Source organism: Terribacillus saccharophilus (genome assembly GCF_002272075.1).
Lineage (GTDB): Bacteria > Bacillota > Bacilli > Bacillales > Amphibacillaceae > Terribacillus > Terribacillus saccharophilus_A.
The window spans coordinates 12619-34501 of sequence record NZ_NPBJ01000019.1; the positions used below are offsets into that span (position 1 = coordinate 12619).

The window sequence follows — 21883 nt, forward strand, 5'->3', positions numbered from 1 at the left end:
TTATGTGACTATAACTTATTCTTATTAACGAATTTAGTGAGGATGTTTTAAAAAATGAAAATAGATGATACAGATAGAAGGATTCTAGCAGAATTAACGGCAAATAGCCGCCTGTCCATGAGCGAACTCGGACGGCGGGTTAATTTATCATCTCCTTCTGTAAAGGAGCGTGTGCAACAGATGGAATCCTTCGGGGTGATTAAGAGATATACACTGGAGATTGCTTATGAAAAGCTGGGTCAGCCGGTCCAATGCATCATGGAAGCGACGATGAAGAATGGAAATTATAGTGGATTTAAAGCACATATCGCGACACTGGATAATGTGGATTTCTGTTATCGAATTGCCGGCAATGCCTGCTTTATACTGAAAATGCGTTTTGAAAACTTTGCGCAGGTGGAGGAATTCATTGATTCAATCGCTTCCTATGCTGTGACTGTGACACACTTCATCTTTTCACAGGTGGAAATTAATGAAAACATAAAAAGAGCAGACTGATTGAGTCTGCTCTTTTCCCATTACTGAAACAGATAATCCAGGAAAGTCTCTATCTTCCTTCTATCCGTCAGCTTTTCATTACATGCCTGACTGTCCTTGCATATATAGTTTCCTCTATTTACATAGGTCTCTTTCCCGCTCTTGACCCTTGTAACGAACAAACCCACTTCATCCAGACTGTTACATAATGTACAGATTCCTTGGGTACTGCTGTTATCAAAGACACCGGAGATACCTTTCAGCTTGCCTTGATATTCTACAATCAAGTGCTGCTTATGCGCCCGCGTGTCGAACCATCCGATATACGACAATCTCTTAAAATCCATACCATCAATGTCTGGCACCTGCAGCTTTTTCGCCTTCGGAAATAGCTTCTCCACAGTTTTCTTCGAGACCCGTCGAAATGGGATGACATACTGCCTCAGCTCTGATAAAAATGCCTCGGCTTCTATTTCCTCTTCTATTTCGAGCAGGCGATTAAGAAGTGTTTCTTGTACCTCATTCATTTCTGGCAGTATCTCCTCTACTTTTGAAAAAGCATGGAGCTTCACACCGTCCAGTGTATCCTTATGATTTACCGACGCATGCGCATTGATAATATGAGATACCTGCCGTGCGATGAAGTTATATTGGTCATTCCTAATAAATGCTTCTTTTGTAGTTTTCCGTTTATCCATTTTCTGTTCGCTCCCTTATCTTTTTGAGTGCTTAGATAAGTGCAAAGCCCGGACAGAAAAGGATACAATGGCGATTAGTAAACAGACCTCTCACACAAAGTATCGCCTTTCACCATAGGCTTTGCATGAGCTGTTACAAATTCTGACGCATGAGCATTCCTCTCAGTTGCCATCAGGTATCACCTCCACTTCCAGAATATACAAATGAGGGTATTGTTGCAACATGAAAAGGAATAAAGCAGTCGATTGCTAGTTTATGTTGTCCATGTGGATCATAAGCGACTGTAGCTTATTTCGGATTGCAACTCGGAGTTCAGAAGGTTGGATAGAAATAATAGACTTACCAAATCGCATAAAATAGTCAGCAATGAACGCTTCTTCATTCCTATTGTAATAGCCGGATATCGTATAAGTATCATCTGTCTGCTCTAGCTTCATGGACGGATAACTTTCTTTGTCATAAAGGTCCTTTCCGCGTTCTGTAACTTCTACGGTGAACATAGTCGCCCCTGGCTGATGATGATACGTCTTCAAAAGTGAAAACAGATACTGTAATTCCAAAGGCTGTTTCTCTTCTGACTTTTTCATTTGCACTATCTTGTCACAGCGAACAGTCTGAATACGGTTTGAACCCATATTATAGACTTTTGCGTACCACTGTCCGAATTTCGCTTGCAGCGTAACAAACTGAACTGTCTTATATCTGATTTCTTCTTTTCGATAGGCAATCGTATAGACCTTCTCCTCCATAATTCCTTTCAGGATTTCCTTAAGATAAGGTGCCTCATTACTATGACTAGGTGTATCCAGCCTTACCGAATCCTTCATTTTTTTGATTCTATCTTTGATACTGCTTGGTAAGACACTTTTAAAGGTTTCTTCTAAACTGTTTATTTCCTGCTCAAATGGTGTTTCCTTATATCCAGATAACGTCAGCATCGCAAAGTAAATGGCGTACAGCTCATCTGCTGTAAAAGTGATTGGAGAGAAAATTCGATTATCTAAGACAACGTACTTTCCGTTTCTGCCATGTTCCGCATAAATCGGCATACCTAGCATTTCAAGTGCCTGGACATCCCGAATAGCCGTGCTTCTGGATATCCTATACTCTTCCATCAAATCTTTTAAGTTAAATTGTTTCTTTTCATTTATGTATTGCAGCATGTCCTGCAATCTTTCTGATTTGCGCATGATAAAAGCTCCTTAATAGGTGTCATGAATTGATACTTTTTTACTGTAAGCTAAAACTGTTAACAGGAAAAGGAGGTCTTTTACATGACATTGGAGATTGCTGTTTTTCTATCCATGAATGGAAAAGCGAAGGAAGCGATCGAATTCTACAAGCATAACTTGCAGGCAAAGGAGCTTTTACTTGTGACCTATGCAGACATGGTAAAGCGTGATCCATCCATGGAGCTTACAGAAGAAAACAAGGATCATATCTCACACTCTGTGCTGTCAATCGGCAAAACGAAACTAATGATCGCAGAAGAAATAATGAAGCCTGACGAGAAATATCAAACAGGCAATAACTTCTCTCTTTGTATCCAAAGTGCAGACTTAACAGAGATAAACCATTTCTATCAAAACGTAACGAGCGATACCCGCGTAAAAGTTATTCGCCCACTATCGGCAAATATGTTCAGTAAGGCGTATGCTGTTGTTCGAGATCCCTTTGGGGTTGATCTACAGTTGATGTATGATCCAAGGTTAAGATAGTTAACGAAAGAAAAGGAACCAGCATTAATGCTCGGTTCCTTTTCTCCGCTAATTACTTTGCTGAAACAATGATCTTTCGCTGCAATACTTTTGTGACAATATGCTGATAAGCTTTTCTTTGCGGATTCTTCGCCAGCTTCTTATTATTCAGTCGTCCAATAACTTTTCGTACATCCTTATCAAAGATGAGCAGATCCCGATACGGCTGTTGATTCAAATACTTCTGGAACCAATCTGTTTTTCTTAATTGCTCGATATTATGCTGCGTATCATCCTCCGAAAAAGAGCCCGAAATGGAAGACAGCATCAGAATGCTGAATACATCCAAAAGTATAATCATGTTTTCAATCCTTTCTATTCATTTTTGAAATTGTAAGTGATATTATCTGTACGAATTAACAAAAAATGGGTTTCATTTTACATTTAAAAAACCAAAAAACCTACCGCTGATGCACGGTAGGTTCCATAATTATTTAAGAAGCAATCGGCTTCGTTGGTGTTTTAGTTGTATGTTTGGGATAGTGATTTCTGAGATATGGCATTACCCAGCGATCCAGCCCATATCGTCCGGCATTAGCTCCTGCGACTAGTATGAAGACAGTCAGCAAGACCATTTGTGCATTAGTGCTGACGGTGCCGCTGAACAGAAAGGCGAAGTTCATTGTTATTCCCATAAGAGCAGCGAAGTTAGTAAAGACTCCGAGAATAAGTGCGATTCCGACAAGTATCTCTCCCCACATAACGAGGAAGCTGAACAATCCCGCGTTCGGCAATGCGACCTGTTCCAGGAAGACAGCCCACCAGCCTTGCACCGCTGGATGATCTCCGCCAGCTTGTGCGACTGCGCCTTGCAGGAAGCCACTTGCATCAAAACCACCGCCTGTTAGTTTGCCAATTCCGCCTGTTAACCAGCTATAGCCAAGATAAATTCGGATAACTGCCCAAAGTCCCGCTGCTGCTTTACTGTTTCGAATCCACTGTATGATCATTTTCTTCTACACTCCATTCATGAAAATAGTTTGTTAAACATTTCACATAATAGATTGAGATGGATTAGCGCTGTTCCTTCTACACTTGTAGTATAAGCGAAAAAATCATATTGCGCTCACATTTGTGAGCGTTTTCACAAATTTGCAATATTCCTTTTACAGTTTTGTGAACATGGGCGTAATGCTGTTTCAAATAGTTTCTTTCATCCGATGGCTTCTGCATCTTTTTTCAAAAGACATACCTTGACTTAGAGTTGACTCAAAGGTGTAGCTTAAAGAAAGAAACAATAAAAAATTACCGAGAGGAGAAATGGAAATGGCAGAAAAACAGACGGCAGGACGGGATTTATTAGGAGAGTTCGCTCCGAAATTCGCAGAGCTGAATGATGACGTTCTTTTTGGAGAGGTCTGGTCGAGGGAACAGGAATTATCACCGCGTGATCGCAGTTTGATTACTGTTTCTGCCCTGCTTGCGGGCGGGAATATGGAACAGCTTACTCCTCATCTCCAGAAAGCAAAAGCGAATGGCTTAACAAAAGATGAAATTTCTGAAGTTATTACCCACCTTGCCTTTTATGCCGGTTGGCCGAAAGCTTGGTCCGCATTTAACATTGCTAAAAAAATTTTTGATGAAGAACAGAAAGAAGGATAAACATAATGACTAAAGAAAACCTAAGCAACAGTACTATTTTCGAATTAGGAGATAAAGTTGAAACTAACTTCATTGGCGATGCATATTTGAACATGATATATATGGATAAAACCCCAATTGATGCACCAATCGGTAATGTCACCTTCGCACCAGGAGCGCGTAATAATTGGCACGCACACAATATCGGTCAAATCCTGCTCGTTACAGGTGGAGAAGGCTGGTACCAAGAAGAAGGCAAAGCTCCACAGCTGCTTAAAAAAGGTGATGTGGTAAACATACCGGCAAACGTGAAGCATTGGCATGGTGCGACGAAGGATAGCTGGTTTGTTCACTTAGCTATTTCACCAGGTCAGACAGAGTGGCTGGAGCCTGTTGAAGATGAGTGGTATAGCAAGCTGTAAGTGCATCAAACGGCAAACAAGGAGAATATCTGATGGCTTATCGTATAGGGGAATTGGCGAAACTCACCAAGTTAAGCGAGCATACGCTGCGTTTTTATGAGAAAGAAGGCTTGCTTGTTCCAAAACGGAATGACAGCAATATTCGTGTCTACTCCGAAGATGATCGGTTATGGGCGGATTTCATCGTTCATATGAAAGGGACCGGAATGTCACTAGAGGACTTAAAAAAGTATAAAGTCCTTCGAGAATCAGAAAGTGAAAATTATGAGGAATTAGTCGCGATTCTAGTTCATCATAAAGATAATGTAGAAGCTAAAATTGCAGAGTACCAGCACAATCTGGAGCTTATGAACAAGAAGATAGACATGTACAGGCAATATATAAACGGTAATGACGAAAAGGATTTATATCAACGGTTTGTTGAAGGTAAAAATACAAAAAATGAATAGCTTGTTCTAGTATTATGTGTAGGATTGGTTATCCGCCCTGGGATAGAACAATTTAATGACTCCTTTGCAAATGCTGAGCAGCTTATTTCGCTTTAAATGAGATAGTCTTTCTTACAAGCCAACAATTATAAAAGAGTGGAGAGAAGTTGATTCTCTCCACTCTTTCACTTTCATACTCGGCATATTCCAGAAACTAACCGGGCAACGTCCTCTTCCACTGCCTCCTACTGTTACATTGTCTTTTTTCGCTTTTCATCTTCCTGTTCACGTTCTATCCAATAATCAGCATTTTTAATATTGACCTGTGAAGGTCGGAACACTGGATCAAGTCCCTGTTTCTTTTGCAGCTGATAATCTTTGAGTGCTGCCATGGTCGGTTTATACAGCAGGATGACAGCTATTAAGTTTACCCAAACCATTAATCCAAGTCCTATATCCGCTAGTGTCCAAGTAAAGGTTGCCGAGCGTACAGTGCCGAAGAATATCGCCGCAAGGAATAACACTTTAAGGATGTTGGAGAAAATCTTCCTTGATGCTCCTCTGACAATATAAAATAGATTTGTTTCCGCAATATAGAAGTAAGCAACTAATGTAGTAAAGGCAAAGAAAAACAGAGAAATAGCTACAAAAGGTGATCCGAATCCTCCAAGCACGCCATCCACAGCTGCCTGCGTATATCCTGCGCCTGCTTCCATGCCGTCCGTGTAGTCGACAATATAGCCTCCATCCGGATCTGCTACACTATAATTGCCTGTCATCAATATCATCAGTGCTGTTGCTGTACAAATAAGCAGTGTATCAATATAGACTGAGAAGGACTGAACCAAGCCCTGCTTTACCGGGTGGGATACTTCTGCAGCAGCCGCTGCCTGCGCTCCTGTTCCCTGCCCTGCCTCATTGGAATACAAGCCGCGTTTTACTCCCCAGCTTATGGCAGCACCAATCATACCGCCAAACGCAGAGTCAACACCAAAAGCAGAGCTGAAAATAAGCGCAAATGTACTTGGAACCTGTTCGATATTCGCGAAGATAACAATAGCAGCTACAATTAGATAAAATAATGCCATGATTGGAACGACATATGAAGCCAAGAAGGCAATTCTGCGGACACCGCCAAAGATGACGTACCCTGTAATAACAACCAAAGCAATCCCAGTGATAACTGGTCCGATGCCGAATGCATTATTCATGCTGTCAGCAATTGCATTTGCCTGTACACCTGGAGTTAAAAGACAGGTAGATACAGCTGCAACTACAGCGAAAATATAACCGTACCATTTCCATCCAAGCCCTTTCTCCGCATAATAAGCCGGTCCGCCGCGATACTCGCCATCCACTTTCTTTTTATAAATCTGAGCAAGTGTCGATTCAGCAAAAGCAGCTGCAGATCCGAAGAAAGCAATGAACCACATCCAGAATATAGCCCCAGGGCCTCCTGCTGCAATAGCAGTCGCAACACCTGCTATATTCCCTGTACCGACTCTGCCTGAGAGCGCAATAACCAGAGATTGAAAGGGCGAAACACCTGATTCAGAACTTTTCCCGGTAAACGTGTGCACAACCATGTCCTTCAAATATCTTACCTGCAGAAACCCGGATGCAATTGTATATACACCAGCAACTACAGCGATGAAAATCAACATCGGTACACTCCACAAATAACCGCTAATTTCCGTTAATAAAGCTTCAAAGCCCAATAGAATACCTCCTGAAAAGATGTATTTAAGATGGAATATGTTTTTATTATGTCGAAATAGCGTGGAGGATGCATTGGATTTGTAAGGAAATGTAACGGATAAATTTCATAATTCAAATAATTAAATCATTCAAATAAAGTGGAGCGTAATTAATTTAACAAAAATCTAACGGAACTGTTTTGCATTAACTACATATAAAAACCCTTCCAAATAAAATTCAGAAGGGTTTTTAAGTCTACGAACATTAAACAATAAGCTTAGCGATACGTATCATGCGTCGGTTTAAACAGGTCCTCTGCTGCCTGACGCACAACTGAGAAATGATCCACATTATAGTGACCGTGCAGAATCTGATTGTGATGCTGGATGATCTGCTCTGCTGTCAGAACATCAGAGCCAGCTGTTGAATGACCATCTGCTACGAGTGTTACATCCATGCCTTGTACGGTGGCAGTACGAACTGCCGTGTCAATACAATGCTGGGTCTCGCAGCCCATGATGACAAGATGAGTAAATCCCTCTTCTTTCACATGTTCAAGCAAACCTGTTCCATAGAAAGCATTTGTAGCCTGCTTGTTAAAGATAGGTGCTTCTTTTGGTACTTGGATACCTGGATGGATCTGGAATCCCGTTCCTTGTCCTTCCGCGACATCTGTATCACGGACGAAAAGAATAGCAGCGTCTGCTGTTTGTGCCTTGCCGATGACCAGGTTAATTTGTTCAATCAGGTTCTCTTTGCGATAAACAGGTCTCTCTCCTGCTCCGCCCTCAATTAGTGCTTGCTGTGCATCAATAATCAATAGTGCTTGCTTCAATAAAAGCTCCCCTTTAGCTGATTGCTATGGCACTCCTGCTTTGCGACTTGTATGCTGCATTTGTCTGTTTCATACTGAACCGCCTCCTCTATACTGTTAGCTTCAGTATACTGGAAATTAAACAGTAATGGGGATTTTTACCACAAACTAAAATTGTAATTCCTTGCTTCGTAAAAGATAAGTCTGTATTAGCTGATTCGTGTCCTCCAAGTCCTTTACTGACACGACCTGTGTCGTCTGGTCAAGATGCTCGATAGGAATATTAAGGACACTCACTGGAATCTTGGTGGATAGTTTTTTATAGCGATGTCGAAATAAAAATTCTAACTGAAATGGTATGTCATGAGCAATGGCCAAATCGACCAACTGATTTTTCAATGTCTGATTGATTGGAATTGTTTTGTCTGCCACTTTGATCGCAACTCCGCTTCCTAATTCGATGGCTCCTCGGCTTTTGTGCGCAATTCTTTGGCGAGGGACGGATCCGATAAAAAAGGCCGCTTCTCCTTCAAGCTGATAGGTTAGTTGCTTTTTGTTATGAAACGGAAAGAAAATAATAGTGATGTCCCCTTCTGTTGCATCCCACTGCTGCAAAAGATTGATCGCAATTGCCGGTGCCACTTTATTATCCAACCCTTTTCCAACGACTCTTCCACTCACTTCGTCACCAAGATACAAGAAGTCATCAAATAACGTCACATGATTGCCAGGCTCCACACCCATCTCACGCGCATCGCTTTCCGAGTTGGCACCGATGTCGATCACAGCAGCATGTTGTTCTGCTTCACCTGCCATAATCACGCCCTGCACTAATCCATTCTTTGCCTCCACTTGAACAGTCTGCCCCTGAGCATACGTAAGCGAAAAATAATTCGCATCTGCTACAAGCGCTCCTGATTCCGTAATGGACGTCACTACATAAATCTCTTCCTTTACCTCCGCCAGCAAGGTGATTTTAGGCGAATACTTTTCTCCATATTTACGGACAATAAGATTCCCCCGACTGTCAAAGTGCATCTCATCCGCGAACGGTGTAATCTTATCAACGATCTGTGAAACAAACGACTGATTATACCCTTTGTACTTGGACAGTTCTCGAATCAATTCAAACATGTTGCCTTCCCCTTTCTGTAGGCAGCGGGACAAATACAAAAGCCTCTCGTGCAAGATGCGTCGAGAGGCTTCCTCTATTCATCTTATCTGCCGGCTATGAACCGATGGAATTAGCACAGTATCTGTTGTCAGACCTGCTGCTGAGGTTTCACAGGGCCATATCCCTCCACCTCTCTAGATAAGAAACATATACAGTTTTCAGAAAGTTTATCAGACAGCGATCAGATTGTCAATATAACTTATCGGGTTACTCAGGAATAAGAAGTTACATCGACATACAAGAGCAAATTGCTTAGACAACTATTAATGTATGTTTATAAAAGTGACTTAGAACAATTAAAATTCATGAATCCTCCTATTGATTTTACTGGTATATTTATACATATGAGTTACAGGGGGGAGATATATGAATTTAATACCAGAATCACAATCTTACAATGACTATTTGGATGAATCAGATGTAATTGATTTCTCACATCCCCTGATCAGAGACAAGATCAGTGAGCTAATTTCATCTCGAATGTCCGAAATAGACAAAGTTAGAGTAGTATTCCATTATGTTCGTGATAGTATAGGGCACTCGTGGGATATTCAGAGCAAGCGTGTGACTTGCAGGGCATCAGAAGTACTTACATATAAAGAAGGCATCTGTTATGCAAAATCTAATTTGCTTGCAGCCATGTTAAGGTCATTAAATATTCCAACAGGCTTTTGCTATCAAAGATTGACCCTATTCGATACACCAGACAAAGGTTATTGCATTCATGCTCTTAATGGGGTTTATATTAAAAGCTTAAATAAGTGGATACGACTTGACGCACGCGGAAATAAACCCGGAATACAATCAGAATTTTCTCTGCATGATGAGCAATTAGCATTTCGGATTAATGAACAATTTGATGAGATAGATTATCCGATTATCTACGCAAAACCCAATGTAAAGACAATCCGGGTTTTAGAAAGCAGCAAGAATGCTTTAGATATGTATAAGAGGCATTTACCTGATTTTATATAAAATAGATAGAAAGGTCTGAGTATGATGAGTTGGGAAGCCAGACGTACCATTGCTGTATTGTTTATCGCCATTCCTTTATTAATCGCAATTTATCTTTGTTTTAATAGTCATTTATTATACAGAAATAACTTAGACGTAACAGAAGGATATGTAATAGGCAGGATTTTAGTAATCATCTTTACTCTTTATCTTTTCTCTAAAATAGGATTTTCTATATTTAAAAGTACAGAAACAAAGTAGCATTAAAACTAAGAGCTATTTAAAGAAACGAAAACCTCGAACAATTAAATTGTTCGAGGTTTCTCAATTGATGACATATGACACAGAAGCTGATTGATATCACAAGCCGTTTACTAAACAGAATAATTAGCAGGCATCCAGCTTGCCCCAACTCCGCCTCGACCAAAATGAATTGCCATAACGGAACTGATTTCATTGCTGATAAATACGTCTACCTTATCACCGCATATTTCCAATGCATGCTTTAACTCAGTAGCAAGATCAATGGAATTCACATGTGTAATACGAACAACTTGTTTTCCTGATTGCTCAATATCATGTCGTAATTTTTCCAGCATCCATTTTAACAGACGTTTCTTGGTACGAACTTTACTCATAACTTCTAATTTCGCATCCTTAAAACCGATAATTGGTTTAATATGCAATAAGTTACCGATCCTTGAAGCTGTTTTCGAAATGCGTCCAGTACGTACTAGTGTTGTCAGGTCATTAATCGTAAGGTACAGCTGTCCATGTGTACGGTAATATTCAATTACCTCTAATAATTCATCCAACGATTTACCTTGCTCCAAGAGCTCACACACTTTAATGACGATATTTTCTACTCCGATGGAAGCTGTATTCGTATCAATGACAGTGATTTTTTCCTTAGCCCCTTCGATTGTATCCCTTGCTATACGTGCAGAATTGACGGTACCGCTTACATTTTCTGTACAATGTAGGCTGATAATAGCATCGTATTCTGCCAATAACTTTTCATATAGTGTTACAAATACCTCTGGTGACGGCAGGGAAGAAGAATAGGAAGCTCCCTCATCTATAAAACGAAATAACTGATCATTCGTAATCTCTTTTAAATCAATATAGGACTTATCATCTACGACAACATTCAAATGCGCGTAATATATAAAAGGATATTTCTGTAAATCCTCTTCTCTCAAGTTCGTAAGACTGTCGGTCACAATTGCAATTTTCATATATTCACCTCTAATTCAGTATAACTTGTAAATCAAATAAAGAAACTAGAAAATTAGGAAATAAGTAATAAAATCAGACAAGAAAATACATAAAAACATCACAATTTTCCCTTTATTGCTACTTTGGTTAAATTCGGAAAAGATTTGGTACGCGGAATGATTTATTGTCTTGATATTAATCCTATTCATCTACATATAAAATACCCAAATTTCTAGGGTTTTCAATCATCTTTAAGGAAATATAGCTAATGAAAAAAGCTGCCGGTCTCCCGGCAGCTTTACTTATTCTGGTGCTGTTTCATGTGCCGGAGTAGTCAAATCAACTTCCTCCAGTTTGTGCACCTTCGTTTTCTTTTTCACTTTAAATATGATCCAGCAGAGCAGGAAGACGGGAATACCGATATAAGAAGCAACTAAGGTGCCCCATTCAATTCCATCTGCAGTGAAAGCTGAGAAGCTCTGACCGACAATAACGATGATACATAGTACAAAGGCTAGTATCGGCGCTACCGGATAGAATTTAGCTGTGTATGGCAAATCCTTGAGGTCATTTCCTTGAGCAAGATATGCTTTACGGAATCGATAATGACTTACAGCAATACCAACCCATACGATGAAGCCTGCCATACCTGACACGTTCAACAGCCATGTGTACACAACACCATTGCCGAAGAAGGATGTTAGGAAAGCAACACAGCCTACAGCCGCTGTAGCAATCAATGCGTTCACAGGCACACCGTTTTTGTTAAGTTTACCAAGGAAAGCTGGTGCTTTCCCTTCTTTCGCCAAGTTCCAAAGCATCCGTGTGCTGGCATACATACCAGAGTTACCGGCAGATAGGACAGCAGTAAGGATAACTGCGTTCATGACAGATGCAGCAAATGCGATTCCCGCTTTTTCAAACACAAGTGTGAATGGACTCAGACGGACATCATCACTTGCAAGACTCTCTGTTGTATAGGGAATGAGCATCCCGATAATGAAGATCGCCAAAATGTAGAACAAGAGAATACGCCAGAAAACAGAACGAATTGCTTTCGGAATCGATTTTCTAGGATTGTCTGCTTCCCCAGCAGCTGCTCCAAGTAATTCGGTCCCTTGGAATGAGAATCCGGCAGCCATGAATACACCAAGCAAAGCAAGGAAGCCTCCATTAAATGGTGCGTCTTCTACAGTGAAGTTGGAGAATCCAGGTGAGTCACCGCCAAGGATACCAATGATCATCAATACACCAACAATGATGAAAATGATGACAGTAACAACTTTGATCAAAGCGAACCAATATTCCGATTCACCGAACCCTTTAACAGAAATATAATTCAATAAGAACATGATGATAAGACTGATTGCACTCCAGATCCAAGATGGTGTATCCGGGAACCAGAATCCCATAATCAATGTTACAGCAACGAGCTCAGCCGCAATTGTGATGGCCCAGTTGAACCAATAGTTCCAGCCTAGTGCGAATCCGAATGATTCATCGACAAAACGTGATCCATATGTGCTGAAGCTTCCGGATACCGGCATGAATGCTGCCATTTCCGCCAAGCTTGTCATTAGGAAAAATACCATACAGCCAATTAGCGCATATGCAAGTAATGCTCCTCCTGGGCCTGCACTGCTAATGGCTCCTCCGCTGGCCAGGAATAATCCTGTACCAATTGTACCGCCAAGGGAGATCATCCCTAAGTGACGGGCTTTCAGTGCTCTTCGTAATCCCGGTTGTTTCGTGTTGTTGCTCACTTTCTTTCCCCTCTCTGTTTCTTCGTCGTTGCGCTATAGATACGAAAAAAGACCCTCCCGGATAGTTTGCTCTATCGGAACGGCCTTTACTTATAAACAGCATCATTCTCACAAAGATAGCGCAACACGCCAGCTTTGCGACTGACGTGACAGTCCTGCCCCTATTCGAGTACAGGCCCAGCCAGTAGGATTGGAGAACCCATCTTAGCTTCGGCAGCTGTTCCTTTCCATCCTGATCAACGATCTCTCCTGATCTCCCAGTTTGTACTAATAACAGCCGCAACCTCTACCTCATCAGATGATGAGGATTTGTATGCAATTAAAAAACCTTTTTAACTGTACTACACACATTGACTTATTTCAACAAGAAATTTTTTCTGCATGAAGAAACACGCGGCAAGCGCGTGTTCTTTTTTCTTATATCAGCTGTCTCTTGCTGTTTCTGGCTGACCTGTTATCCCCTGTATTTCGCAGAGATGGCATAATCCAGCGATCGATGCCGTAACGGCCAGCGTTCGTCCCGCCAATGATCAGCACTAAGCCCAAGATAATCAATATCAAATTCTGCTGAAACGCACCGCTTAATAGGAATGAGATATTCATCAATATTCCCATAAATGCTGCAATTCCAGTGAAGGCACCAAGCAGCAGCGCCAATCCGACCAGAGTCTCTCCCCACATGACAAGGAAACTGAAAATCTCTGCATTTGGAAGGACAACTCCTTCTAGGAAACTTCCCCACCAGCTCTGGATGACTCCTGCGTCCGAGCGCGCTAACGCACCTTGGACAAATCCGCTTGCATCAAAGTTTCCGCTCATCAGCTTACCTAAGCCGGCTGACAGGAACGTGTACCCAAGATATAATCTGATCACTAGGAAAACGACTGCTGCCCCCTTACTCTGACGTAAGGTGTTGATCATAATTTTTCCTCTCCTATCGCTGCCAAAGTTGTAAACCGATGTGGGTCGGCACTTCCACAGCTCTAGTATAAAAGGAAAAACAAAAAATGGAATATTTATACGGAAATTTTAATAGAATAGTAATAATATTAGAATATTTTCAATAATGCTCCTAGATAGCAACTATATAGTCAGATGCTGGTTTTTCATGATTCTTAGGTAACAGGCGGAAAATCCTATCAGATAAATTAGTTTTTACAATACAGCAAGCCGGTAATAATAATTTGCCTTCTCTTCTTCCCCTTTTAGCGTGTAATAATCAGCCATGCGCAAGCTGTAATAATGGACACTGTATCTATCACCGATTGCTTCATAATAGGCAATGCCTTCTATCCATACCGCTTCAAAGTTATCGCAATCGACAAATTGCTTATGCAGCATGGCGAAAGCCCATTGATAGTCCATATCTTGCTCTTTCTTACTCCTAGTAAATCCGATCTGGTAGTATTTCATTGCTTCTGAGTGGTGATTGACACGGAAGAGGGATTCTGTCAGATAGTAGAGGCTCTTCAAATAATGAGAGCAAGGGGTGGCATGTACAGCTTGATCAAAGTAGTCGGCTGCCTTTTCAAACTTTTGCTGCACAAAATAAAGCAATCCAAGATTGTGATGGACCATTGACGCCAAATCAAGAGATGTTTCATCAGCATTATGCTGGCAGTCGAGCGCTTCGTATAAAAGAGACTCAGCATGTTCGTAGTTCCGTATTTCCAGATGATTCAGTCCGAGCAGCAGCTTGCATTTTGCAAGGTGATACTGCTGTTTGTAAGATGTTGCATAACGCATTGCTTTATTCGCATTCAGTACTGATAGTGCCGGTATGCCAGTGAGATAATAAGCATGAGCCAGTTTATAATAAAAATCTGCTTTTTCTTCATCCTCAGTTATGTAAAGCTCTGCATGCTCATAATACCTTAATGCTTCATTCCATTTTTTATTTTTAAAATGAACCTGCCCTTTAAAATATTGATAGAAGTATTCATTTTGTTGCGAAAGGACATGCCCGCGTGCTTCGAAATGTTCCAATAGATACCCTGCAGTTAGCAATTCCCCCAGCATCACATGGTAGCGAATAGTAAGCAAATCTGCTTTAATCAATACTTCCTCTAACCCAATATCCTTCTTCATCGTATCAATTATATCTGCCAGCATTGCTGCTTCCTCTTGTTTTTCCTGTTTCATCACATCATAGAAGTCTTGCAGCAACTCACTAAAATCTTTATCTGTGACTGATAAAACCAGGCCCATAGTTACTCCTCCCCCTTTTATGTGATTCTGTTTATTACCATCGTATATTTGGAATTTGCTATTTATTTTACTTCTCTATCAGATATTTATTTCCTGCCTATTTCCTAAAAACAAAAAAGGATTGACGGCAAATTACCGTCAATCCTCCTATTTATTTTGTACCATATTTCTGATCTCTGATAAATCGACTATTCTCGGCAAATTTACAAGCTGATTATACGACTGATCTTTTACAAATACTTTTGTTGTAGAATATTCCAATAGCGTATTCAGTACATGAGGCTTATCATCAAAATAATAATCGAGTTGGAGTTTCTTGATTATGTGCACCTTTTCCTCATCCTTCATGCCGTAGAAGAATTGATCTTCTTTAACAGGAAACCCTAGTGCACGGAGCCACTCCATTGTCCTATGTCCATGTTCTTTTGGTCTTGAGGTAATATAGTAGATCTTATGCCCTTCCCGATCCAGTTCCTGCAATATCTCGACAGCATTCGGAAACGGTAAACAAGTAGTATAGTAGATTTCTTCCAAGGTGGAGTTCCACATTTCTGATCCTTGTTCATCCGTCAATCCGAATGGTTCATGTATTTCGACACGTTCAAGCTTTTGAAACACATCAAGGGAGATGTTCTGATTTAGTTTTTTGTTATAAATATGGAAGGCATGCTCCCGCAGATTGATGAGTGTATCGTCTATATCAAAACCAAATTTCATTGTTACATATCCCCTTTTTCATAGCGCGGGTAGCCAATGAATTTGAAGTCTTGTCCGATTTTAATGATGTCTGTGTCGGTCAATTCCACCGCATCAGCCATTTTAGCAAAACCTGTACCTTCCAGGAAAGTTGGTGCATTTTTCCCGCCAATCAATTTCGGAGCGAAGTAAAGCACTGCTTTATCAATCAAATGATTCTCCAGGAATGATGCATGGACACTTCCTCCACCTTCAATCAAAACAGAGGAAATAAGCTGCTCGCCTAGTGTCGCGACTACTTCTTTCACATCCACCCGACTTGAACCATTCGTCCGATATATTTTTACCCCTTGAGACAAGAGTGCTTTCTCTTTCTCTCCGTCTGCTTTCTGGCTTGTGAAAATCCAAGTGTCGGCTAATTTATCAGTGACGACTTTGCTATCCAACGGTATGCGCAAACTGGAGTCCAAAATGATTCGTATTGGATTACGTCCATTTGGTATTCTGGCTGTCAGCTCGGGATCGTCTTCTATTACCGTATTCACTCCAACAAGAATGGCCATATTCTCATTGCGCAGCTGATGGACATCCTGTCTGGAGGCTGCAGTTGTAATCCACTTACTATCAAGCGTATGCGTGGCAATTTTACCGTCTAATGTTGTACCTGCTTTTAACGTTATAAACGGCTTTTTCTCGACAATGAATTTATTAAATACCTCATTCATCTTGCGGGCTTCTTCTTCCCGGACACCGATAGTCACTTCAATACCAGCTTCTTCGAGAATTTTCACTCCGTTTCCGGAAACAACTGGATTTGGATCAAGCGTGGCAATAACTACTTTTTTTATTCCCGCTTCTTTAATTGCTACCGCACATGGCCCTGTCCGTCCATGATGGGAACAAGGCTCGAGCGTGACATAAATCGTCCCGCCCTTTGCTTTTTCTCCCGCCATCCGGATAGCATGAATCTCGGCATGAGGTTCACCGGCTTTCAAATGGGTACCGATTCCGACAATCTGATTGTCATTCACAATAACGGACCCTACAAGCGGATTCGGATCCGTTTGCCCTTTCATTGCCTTGGCGTTTTGCAACGCCAAATCCATATAAAATGTGTGATCAGTCATTGCTGCAGATCTCCTCATCGCCAAGGTGGCCGGAGCGGACGATTTTCGTCTTCAGGTAATTCTCGTTGAACTCAGACACATCTCCCCATAATGCTGACCGTCCGGAAAGCTGCATGCCCGCCTGTTCCATTGCAGCTAATTTACGCGGATTATTTGTCATCAGTGTAACAGGTTTCGTACGCAATGCTTTCAGTACTTGGATCGCATCAGTATAGTCACGGGAATCATCCACAAAACCGAGACTTTCATTGGCTTCTACCGTGTCATAGCCATTTTCCTGCAGGATGTACGCCATTGCTTTACTAAACAATCCGATTCCGCGCCCTTCATGGTTTGCCAAATAGAACAGTGCACCTGTACCATGCTCAACAATTCGCTGCATAGACTGCTTCAGCTGGAAGCCGCAATCACAGCGTTTGCTGCCGAAAATATCGCCTGTATGGCAGATGGAATGCATGCGAATCAGCGCATCTTCTTCTTCAGCAAAATCGCCGTAAACCAATACACTGGACTGCTGCATTTCAGCCAGGTTCATGTCAGATAATTTTTCGATGACTTCTTCATAATCCTTGGCAACTTCCTCACAATTCAGCCAGCAATACCACTGGAAGGTAACTGTTTCTCCGTAAAGATTAACAGGCAGCTTGATCGGGCCGACAAGATAAATGGCTCCCTCAGCTGTCGGAATAAGTTCAATTTTATCTTTTAAGATCGAAATGGCTTTCGATTCTAATTTCATTTCTGTCATCATCTTTCTCCTTTTTTATCAGTGTACGTTGAAATAACTGGATTTATGTAGGCACCAGTCCGCCAATATCTTGTTATGAAATTCAGGTGTTATATACTTCTTCCATCATAGTATGACAGTCAAGATCTTAGAAATAGGCACATCAAGGTTATTTAGTATCCTAAAAGTAACTAATGTGATATTGAGCTAACTATACACCGAAAAACAAACGTGGAAAATAAAAAAGCTCCACTCCTTTAGGAAGCTGGAACCTTATCTATTCGGTTAGTGAAGTTACTTTATGAGACAGAATTTTGCTCAAATCAGACAAAGTAAGTTCTACCTGATAACCAATTTTACCAGCGCTGAAAATGATGCTCTCGAAGTCTGACGCAGTTTCGTCCACAACAGTCCGGAAAATCTTTTTCATTCCAATCGGTGAACAGCCGCCATGAACATATCCAGTAAGCGGCAGCAATTCTTTTGCTGGCAGCATACGTACAGATTTCTCCCCGACACTTGCAGCAGCCCGCTTTAAGTCCAGCTCTTTTTCTACCGGGATAACAAATACATAATACTGAGTTGATTTGCTGACCGTAACCAGCGTTTTGAACACTTGAGCTGGATTTTGTCCTAATACCTCGGCCACTTCTGTTCCGCTGATCGCATCTGTATCGGCGTAACTATAGGATTTGTATGGTACTTTCTTTTGATTCAGCATACGCATGACATTCGTTTTGTAGTCCATCGATTGTATCCTTTCTTCGCAGATAATTAAAACCGTTTTACAACAAATAAACCTGCCGTCATAAGTATAAAGATGGCACCTCCATAAACCGCAATCCAGCCAAGTTCAATTGTTTCGTGTCCTATTCCAACGAGTACAAGCAGCAAAACTCCTGAAAGAAACGATATTAGAAAGAAAGCTGACAACAAATAATTCTTCAGCATTCGGACAGTCCGTTCATCCATATCAGGCTGTCGGCTTCTGCTCTGGGACCAGCTAATCAGCATCGGTAATCCAACGCCGCACAACGCTCCAACCATGATGAATAAGAGGAAATAATTCCCCGATGGCAGCTGTTCTCCAATAAGCTTTATTCCAAGCCAAATACCAACGAAACAACAGAGTGTGATAAATACATATACCAAAAGTTCATAACGCTTCTTCATCTTTCGCATTTGCTACTCCTCCTCTACATAAAATAGCTGTTCAAACGGAACGTCAAAATACGCAAGCAGCCGAAAAGCCAGCTCTAAACTTGGATTGTATTTTCCTTTTTCGATGGCATTGATTGTTTGTCGTGTGATGCCTAGATCTTCCGCCATCTTCACTTGGGTGATATGACGAGATTGTCGCATTTCCCTTACTTTGTTATTAACTTTCATCCGTATCCTGTCCTATCCACATGTAAAGGTACCTTTACACTCAAGATATACCAAAAAACACCAGATGTAAAGGACACTTTACGTCTGATGTTTTATTTTATCTAAAAACCCCTTCACTTCTCGGGGACTTCTCAATCTTATTATTTGCTTGTCCATCCCAAGCTCCGCAAGCTTCTGCTGCATCTGGGGATGTTTCTTGCTCGGGAAGTCCCAAATCCACTTGAGGAACTCCAAATCGATTTTTTCCTTACAGCCGGACTGCATATCAGGGCGTGATCGATTATGATACATAAGACGTCTCTTCAAAACTCTGTATAGACAAAGTGTCCGCGGCATATCCAGGAAAATGATCGTATCAGCTGCCTCCAGCCGGATGTCTAATGTGCTTTGGTAATTTCCATCGATAATCCAGCTTCCCTGGCTTACTAATTGTGATTGAATCTGCTTTTGTTCTTCTCGTGGTGTAAGTATCCAATTCGGTTTCCAAAGGATAGCGTCCAAATGCCACACTTCTATATCTAGTAACTTGCCAATATCCATAGCCAAAGTGGACTTGCCTGAACCGCCGGAACCGATCAATGCAATCCTGTTCATCGTATGCCTGCCAATTCCTGCTCGAGCTCTGCTTCTGAAATAACACGAATTCCGGCTCGTCTGAACATAGCTGTCGTGACACCTGCACCTGCCTGCTTATGACCTTGGAAGGTACCATCATAAATGACAGAGCTGCCGCAAGATGGACTATTTTCCTTTAATACAACCAAATCCACATCCTGCTCCTGGGCAATGGACAAGGCGTGTGCTGCACCTTCTATGTACATGCCGGTAACATCTGTTCCTGAATACTCGATGACTTTTGCTTTACCATCTAAAACGTCATACCCATTTCCCCCGACAATTTCAGCTGGTTCCCTTGGTGTTACGAATCCGCCAAGTAATTCAGGACACACACTAATCGCTTTTTTCTGAGCAATCAGCTGTTCCACAATTGTATCGGTAGCTGGTGTTCCATTGTAACGGACAGGTTTTCCCGCCAAACAGGCACTTACCATGATCATTCATATTCCCCCTTACGCTTCAGGTTCAGGATAATACATTAGTAGGAAAAAGCTCGCTGTACCGGCTGCTTTATTTTCATAGCTGTGCATCGTATTGGCTGAAAATTGCAGCGCATCTCCAGTTTTCAGCTGATGCTCTTCCCCATCCAGCGAGACTGTGAGAGCTCCTTCTCGCACAAGAAGATATTCCTCTCCAAGATGCGTTTTTGCTCCATGTACACATCCTGGCTCCAATTCCACTGTGTAAATCTCGAATTTCCTGTCAGGCTGAAATTTAAAATAAGGAAATACTCGATAGCCGCCTTCTTCATCCTCCACTGCGGAGATGTCCTCTTTATTTATCTTAATAAAGGAGACTTTATCTTCTTTCATGAAATACGAAAACGAAACCTGCAATCCATTGGCTATTTTCCACAACGTGGATACAGTCGGATTGGATTTCCCTTTTTCGATTTGCGCCAGCATCGCTTTGCTTACCCCCGTCAATTCAGCCGTGCGATCAAGGCTAAGTCCGCGGCTTTTTCGCAAACCAGCAAGGTTACTGGCAATCATCTTATTTAAATGTTCCATCAGAATTCTCCTTTCTTCTAAGAAAGTTATTGTTCAACATAACGAACATATGTATAATATAACGAAAAGGAGTGATATCATGCTTACAGATTCCGTCGGTAGAAGCGATTCGCTGACTTTTGTCCAAGGATTCCGAGATTGTGTGCCCACTCTCTTCGGTTATATCAGCGTAGGTATCGCGTTCGGTATTGTTGGTACGGCTTCTCATCTAAGTATACTGGAAATTACGCTGCTTTCGGCAAGCGTTTATGCTGGTGCTGCTCAATTTGCTATTTGCGCCTTACTGCTTGCCGGCAGCCCTTTGTCTGCCATCGTCTTTTCAGCATTCATTATCAATTTGCGTAATTTCCTGTTAAGTGCCGCCCTTGCCCCTCATTTTACCAAAGAATCGTTTCTTCATAACATAGGAGTCGGCATTTTAATGACAGACGAATCCTTCGGCGTTGCCGCTACTAAGTTGAAACAATTCGGCAGTCTCTCTGCTCATTGGATGCATGGCCTGAATCTCACGGCTTATCTGTTCTGGAACTTATCTTGTATTGTCGGCGCTGTTAGCGGTCAGTGGATTTCAGATCCAGAAGCATGGGGGTTGGATTTTGCTTTGCCTGCTATGTTCTTAGGTCTGCTCTTCCTACAGCTCGAGCATGTACCTACCGCGAAATGGAAGCTCTACGCTACCTTGATGCTCTGCATGATTGCTGCCATGCTCGGATTATCGCTTCTGTTTTCTACACATATCGCTGTTATCCTTGCTACCGTTATTGTCGCATCAGTTGGGGTGGTGCTGGATAAATGAGTATGAACAGCACTGTGCTGACAGTCATTGCACTTTCTGCCCTAGTTACTGTCATCCCCAGAATATTGCCGTTCATCCTTGTACGAAACTTGCGCTTGCCTGATGCAGTTATGAAATGGCTGTCTTTCGTTCCTGTCTGTATTTTGACAGCATTGGTTATTGAGAATATGCTCATTCAAGAGGAAAGCAGCCTCACTATCGATTGGCCGGTATTGCTTATTCTGCTGCCAACAGCCATTATTGCATACAAATTTCGAAGCCTATCCATGACAGTAGTCACCGGCGTGCTGCTGATGGCAATATACCGAAATATATTGTAATTAAAAA

At 41.6% G+C, this 21883-nt stretch carries 28 protein-coding genes and 2 riboswitches; of the genes, 8 read left to right on the forward strand and 20 right to left on the reverse strand.

Going from position 1 to position 21883, the window contains the following annotated elements:
• The first annotated feature begins 54 nt into the window (after positions 1–54).
• Positions 55–498, forward strand: a complete 444-nt coding sequence (locus tag CHH48_RS10070; protein WP_095219019.1) for an Lrp/AsnC family transcriptional regulator — start codon at positions 55–57, stop codon at positions 496–498.
• Positions 499–518: 20 nt separating this feature from the next.
• Here the strand turns inward: CHH48_RS10070 and CHH48_RS10075 are convergent, their stop codons facing one another.
• Entirely contained in the window at positions 519–1175 is a 657-nt protein-coding gene (locus CHH48_RS10075; RefSeq protein WP_095219020.1) for a FusB/FusC family EF-G-binding protein, read from the reverse strand.
• A gap of 249 nt (positions 1176–1424) precedes the next feature.
• Complete coding sequence (locus CHH48_RS10080) at positions 1425–2366, reverse strand: helix-turn-helix transcriptional regulator (RefSeq protein ID WP_095219021.1); 942 nt, start codon at positions 2364–2366, stop codon at positions 1425–1427.
• A gap of 84 nt (positions 2367–2450) precedes the next feature.
• Between CHH48_RS10080 and CHH48_RS10085 the strand changes: the two genes are divergently transcribed.
• Entirely contained in the window at positions 2451–2894 is a 444-nt protein-coding gene (locus tag CHH48_RS10085; RefSeq protein ID WP_095219022.1) for a VOC family protein, read from the forward strand.
• 52 nt (positions 2895–2946) lie between these two features.
• Here the strand turns inward: CHH48_RS10085 and CHH48_RS10090 are convergent, their stop codons facing one another.
• Entirely contained in the window at positions 2947–3234 is a 288-nt protein-coding gene (locus CHH48_RS10090; RefSeq protein ID WP_095219023.1) for a hypothetical protein, read from the reverse strand.
• A 133-nt stretch (positions 3235–3367) separates the two neighbouring features.
• Entirely contained in the window at positions 3368–3883 is a 516-nt protein-coding gene (locus CHH48_RS10095) for a DoxX family protein (protein WP_095219024.1), read from the reverse strand.
• Positions 3884–4199: 316 nt separating this feature from the next.
• Here CHH48_RS10095 and CHH48_RS10100 point away from each other — a divergent pair, with 316 nt between their 5' ends.
• The 3 genes from CHH48_RS10100 to CHH48_RS10110 are packed head-to-tail and all read left to right on the forward strand — an operon-like array spanning position 4200 to position 5385.
• The gene (locus CHH48_RS10100) at positions 4200–4535 is read left to right on the forward strand and encodes a carboxymuconolactone decarboxylase family protein (RefSeq protein ID WP_095219025.1); all 336 of its coding nucleotides are present in this window, start codon (positions 4200–4202) and stop codon (positions 4533–4535) included.
• A gap of 5 nt (positions 4536–4540) precedes the next feature.
• Positions 4541–4936 carry a cupin domain-containing protein gene (locus CHH48_RS10105; RefSeq protein ID WP_095219026.1) on the forward strand — a complete coding sequence of 132 codons (396 nt, stop codon included), beginning with the start codon at positions 4541–4543 and terminating at the stop codon, positions 4934–4936.
• A 32-nt stretch (positions 4937–4968) separates the two neighbouring features.
• Positions 4969–5385 (forward strand): MerR family transcriptional regulator, encoded by a 417-nt coding sequence (locus CHH48_RS10110; protein ID WP_095219027.1) that lies wholly within the window; start codon positions 4969–4971, stop codon positions 5383–5385.
• Between the two features lie 230 nt (positions 5386–5615).
• Here CHH48_RS10110 and CHH48_RS10115 read toward each other — a convergent pair whose 3' ends face one another.
• The 3 genes from CHH48_RS10115 to CHH48_RS10125 all read right to left on the reverse strand — a co-directional run bounded on the left by CHH48_RS10115 (position 5616) and on the right by CHH48_RS10125 (position 9010).
• Positions 5616–7028 (reverse strand): alanine/glycine:cation symporter family protein, encoded by a 1413-nt coding sequence (locus CHH48_RS10115; RefSeq protein WP_095219049.1) that lies wholly within the window; start codon positions 7026–7028, stop codon positions 5616–5618.
• A 311-nt stretch (positions 7029–7339) separates the two neighbouring features.
• Positions 7340–7897 carry a cysteine hydrolase family protein gene (locus CHH48_RS10120; protein WP_095219028.1) on the reverse strand — a complete coding sequence of 186 codons (558 nt, stop codon included), beginning with the start codon at positions 7895–7897 and terminating at the stop codon, positions 7340–7342.
• A gap of 147 nt (positions 7898–8044) precedes the next feature.
• The gene (locus CHH48_RS10125; RefSeq protein WP_095219029.1) at positions 8045–9010 is read right to left on the reverse strand and encodes a hypothetical protein; all 966 of its coding nucleotides are present in this window, start codon (positions 9008–9010) and stop codon (positions 8045–8047) included.
• A gap of 80 nt (positions 9011–9090) precedes the next feature.
• Positions 9091–9195, reverse strand: a riboswitch (SAM riboswitch).
• A gap of 221 nt (positions 9196–9416) precedes the next feature.
• On the opposite strand from CHH48_RS10125, the gene CHH48_RS10130 reads away from it, so the two are divergent.
• Positions 9417–10025, forward strand: a complete 609-nt coding sequence (locus CHH48_RS10130; protein WP_095219030.1) for a transglutaminase-like domain-containing protein — start codon at positions 9417–9419, stop codon at positions 10023–10025.
• A gap of 353 nt (positions 10026–10378) precedes the next feature.
• Here the strand turns inward: CHH48_RS10130 and CHH48_RS10140 are convergent, their stop codons facing one another.
• The 13 genes from CHH48_RS10140 to CHH48_RS10200 all read right to left on the reverse strand — a co-directional run bounded on the left by CHH48_RS10140 (position 10379) and on the right by CHH48_RS10200 (position 20760).
• The gene (locus CHH48_RS10140; RefSeq protein ID WP_095219031.1) at positions 10379–11242 is read right to left on the reverse strand and encodes a DegV family protein; all 864 of its coding nucleotides are present in this window, start codon (positions 11240–11242) and stop codon (positions 10379–10381) included.
• A 282-nt stretch (positions 11243–11524) separates the two neighbouring features.
• Complete coding sequence (locus tag CHH48_RS10145; RefSeq protein WP_095219032.1) at positions 11525–12985, reverse strand: amino acid permease; 1461 nt, start codon at positions 12983–12985, stop codon at positions 11525–11527.
• 109 nt (positions 12986–13094) lie between these two features.
• Positions 13095–13282, reverse strand: a riboswitch (Lysine riboswitch).
• Between the two features lie 120 nt (positions 13283–13402).
• Positions 13403–13909 (reverse strand): DoxX family membrane protein, encoded by a 507-nt coding sequence (locus CHH48_RS10150; protein WP_095219033.1) that lies wholly within the window; start codon positions 13907–13909, stop codon positions 13403–13405.
• Positions 13910–14140: 231 nt separating this feature from the next.
• Positions 14141–15193, reverse strand: coding sequence for a tetratricopeptide repeat protein (locus tag CHH48_RS10155; protein WP_095219034.1), 1053 nt, complete (start codon positions 15191–15193; stop codon positions 14141–14143).
• A 147-nt stretch (positions 15194–15340) separates the two neighbouring features.
• Positions 15341–15910 carry a 5' nucleotidase, NT5C type gene (locus CHH48_RS10160; protein ID WP_095219035.1) on the reverse strand — a complete coding sequence of 190 codons (570 nt, stop codon included), beginning with the start codon at positions 15908–15910 and terminating at the stop codon, positions 15341–15343.
• Positions 15911–15912: 2 nt separating this feature from the next.
• Positions 15913–17016: a bifunctional diaminohydroxyphosphoribosylaminopyrimidine deaminase/5-amino-6-(5-phosphoribosylamino)uracil reductase RibD gene (gene ribD, locus CHH48_RS10165; protein ID WP_095219036.1), complete on the reverse strand. Its 1104-nt coding sequence runs from the start codon at positions 17014–17016 to the stop codon at positions 15913–15915.
• A complete protein-coding gene (locus tag CHH48_RS10170; protein WP_095219037.1) occupies positions 17009–17764 on the reverse strand; it encodes a GTP cyclohydrolase II in 756 nt (251 codons plus the stop codon). The genes ribD and CHH48_RS10170 overlap by 8 nt, the downstream gene beginning before the upstream one ends.
• 256 nt (positions 17765–18020) lie before the next feature.
• Complete coding sequence (gene ybaK / locus CHH48_RS10175) at positions 18021–18491, reverse strand: Cys-tRNA(Pro) deacylase (protein WP_095219038.1); 471 nt, start codon at positions 18489–18491, stop codon at positions 18021–18023.
• 26 nt (positions 18492–18517) lie between these two features.
• Positions 18518–18925, reverse strand: coding sequence for a hypothetical protein (locus CHH48_RS10180; protein ID WP_095219039.1), 408 nt, complete (start codon positions 18923–18925; stop codon positions 18518–18520).
• A 3-nt stretch (positions 18926–18928) separates the two neighbouring features.
• Complete coding sequence (locus tag CHH48_RS10185; RefSeq protein ID WP_095219040.1) at positions 18929–19132, reverse strand: helix-turn-helix transcriptional regulator; 204 nt, start codon at positions 19130–19132, stop codon at positions 18929–18931.
• A 78-nt stretch (positions 19133–19210) separates the two neighbouring features.
• Positions 19211–19726, reverse strand: a complete 516-nt coding sequence (locus CHH48_RS10190; RefSeq protein ID WP_095219041.1) for a DNA topology modulation protein — start codon at positions 19724–19726, stop codon at positions 19211–19213.
• Positions 19723–20190 (reverse strand): DUF523 domain-containing protein, encoded by a 468-nt coding sequence (locus CHH48_RS10195; protein ID WP_095219042.1) that lies wholly within the window; start codon positions 20188–20190, stop codon positions 19723–19725. Before CHH48_RS10195 ends, CHH48_RS10190 begins: the two co-directional genes overlap by 4 nt.
• A 12-nt stretch (positions 20191–20202) precedes the next feature.
• Positions 20203–20760 (reverse strand): helix-turn-helix domain-containing protein, encoded by a 558-nt coding sequence (locus tag CHH48_RS10200; protein WP_095219043.1) that lies wholly within the window; start codon positions 20758–20760, stop codon positions 20203–20205.
• A 79-nt stretch (positions 20761–20839) separates the two neighbouring features.
• Here CHH48_RS10200 and CHH48_RS10205 point away from each other — a divergent pair, with 79 nt between their 5' ends.
• On the forward strand, positions 20840–21556 hold the full coding sequence (locus CHH48_RS10205) for an AzlC family ABC transporter permease (protein ID WP_095219044.1): 717 nt from the start codon (positions 20840–20842) through the stop codon (positions 21554–21556).
• Positions 21553–21876, forward strand: a complete 324-nt coding sequence (locus CHH48_RS10210; RefSeq protein ID WP_095219045.1) for an AzlD domain-containing protein — start codon at positions 21553–21555, stop codon at positions 21874–21876. Before CHH48_RS10205 ends, CHH48_RS10210 begins: the two co-directional genes overlap by 4 nt.
• The last annotated feature ends 7 nt before the right edge of the window (positions 21877–21883 follow it).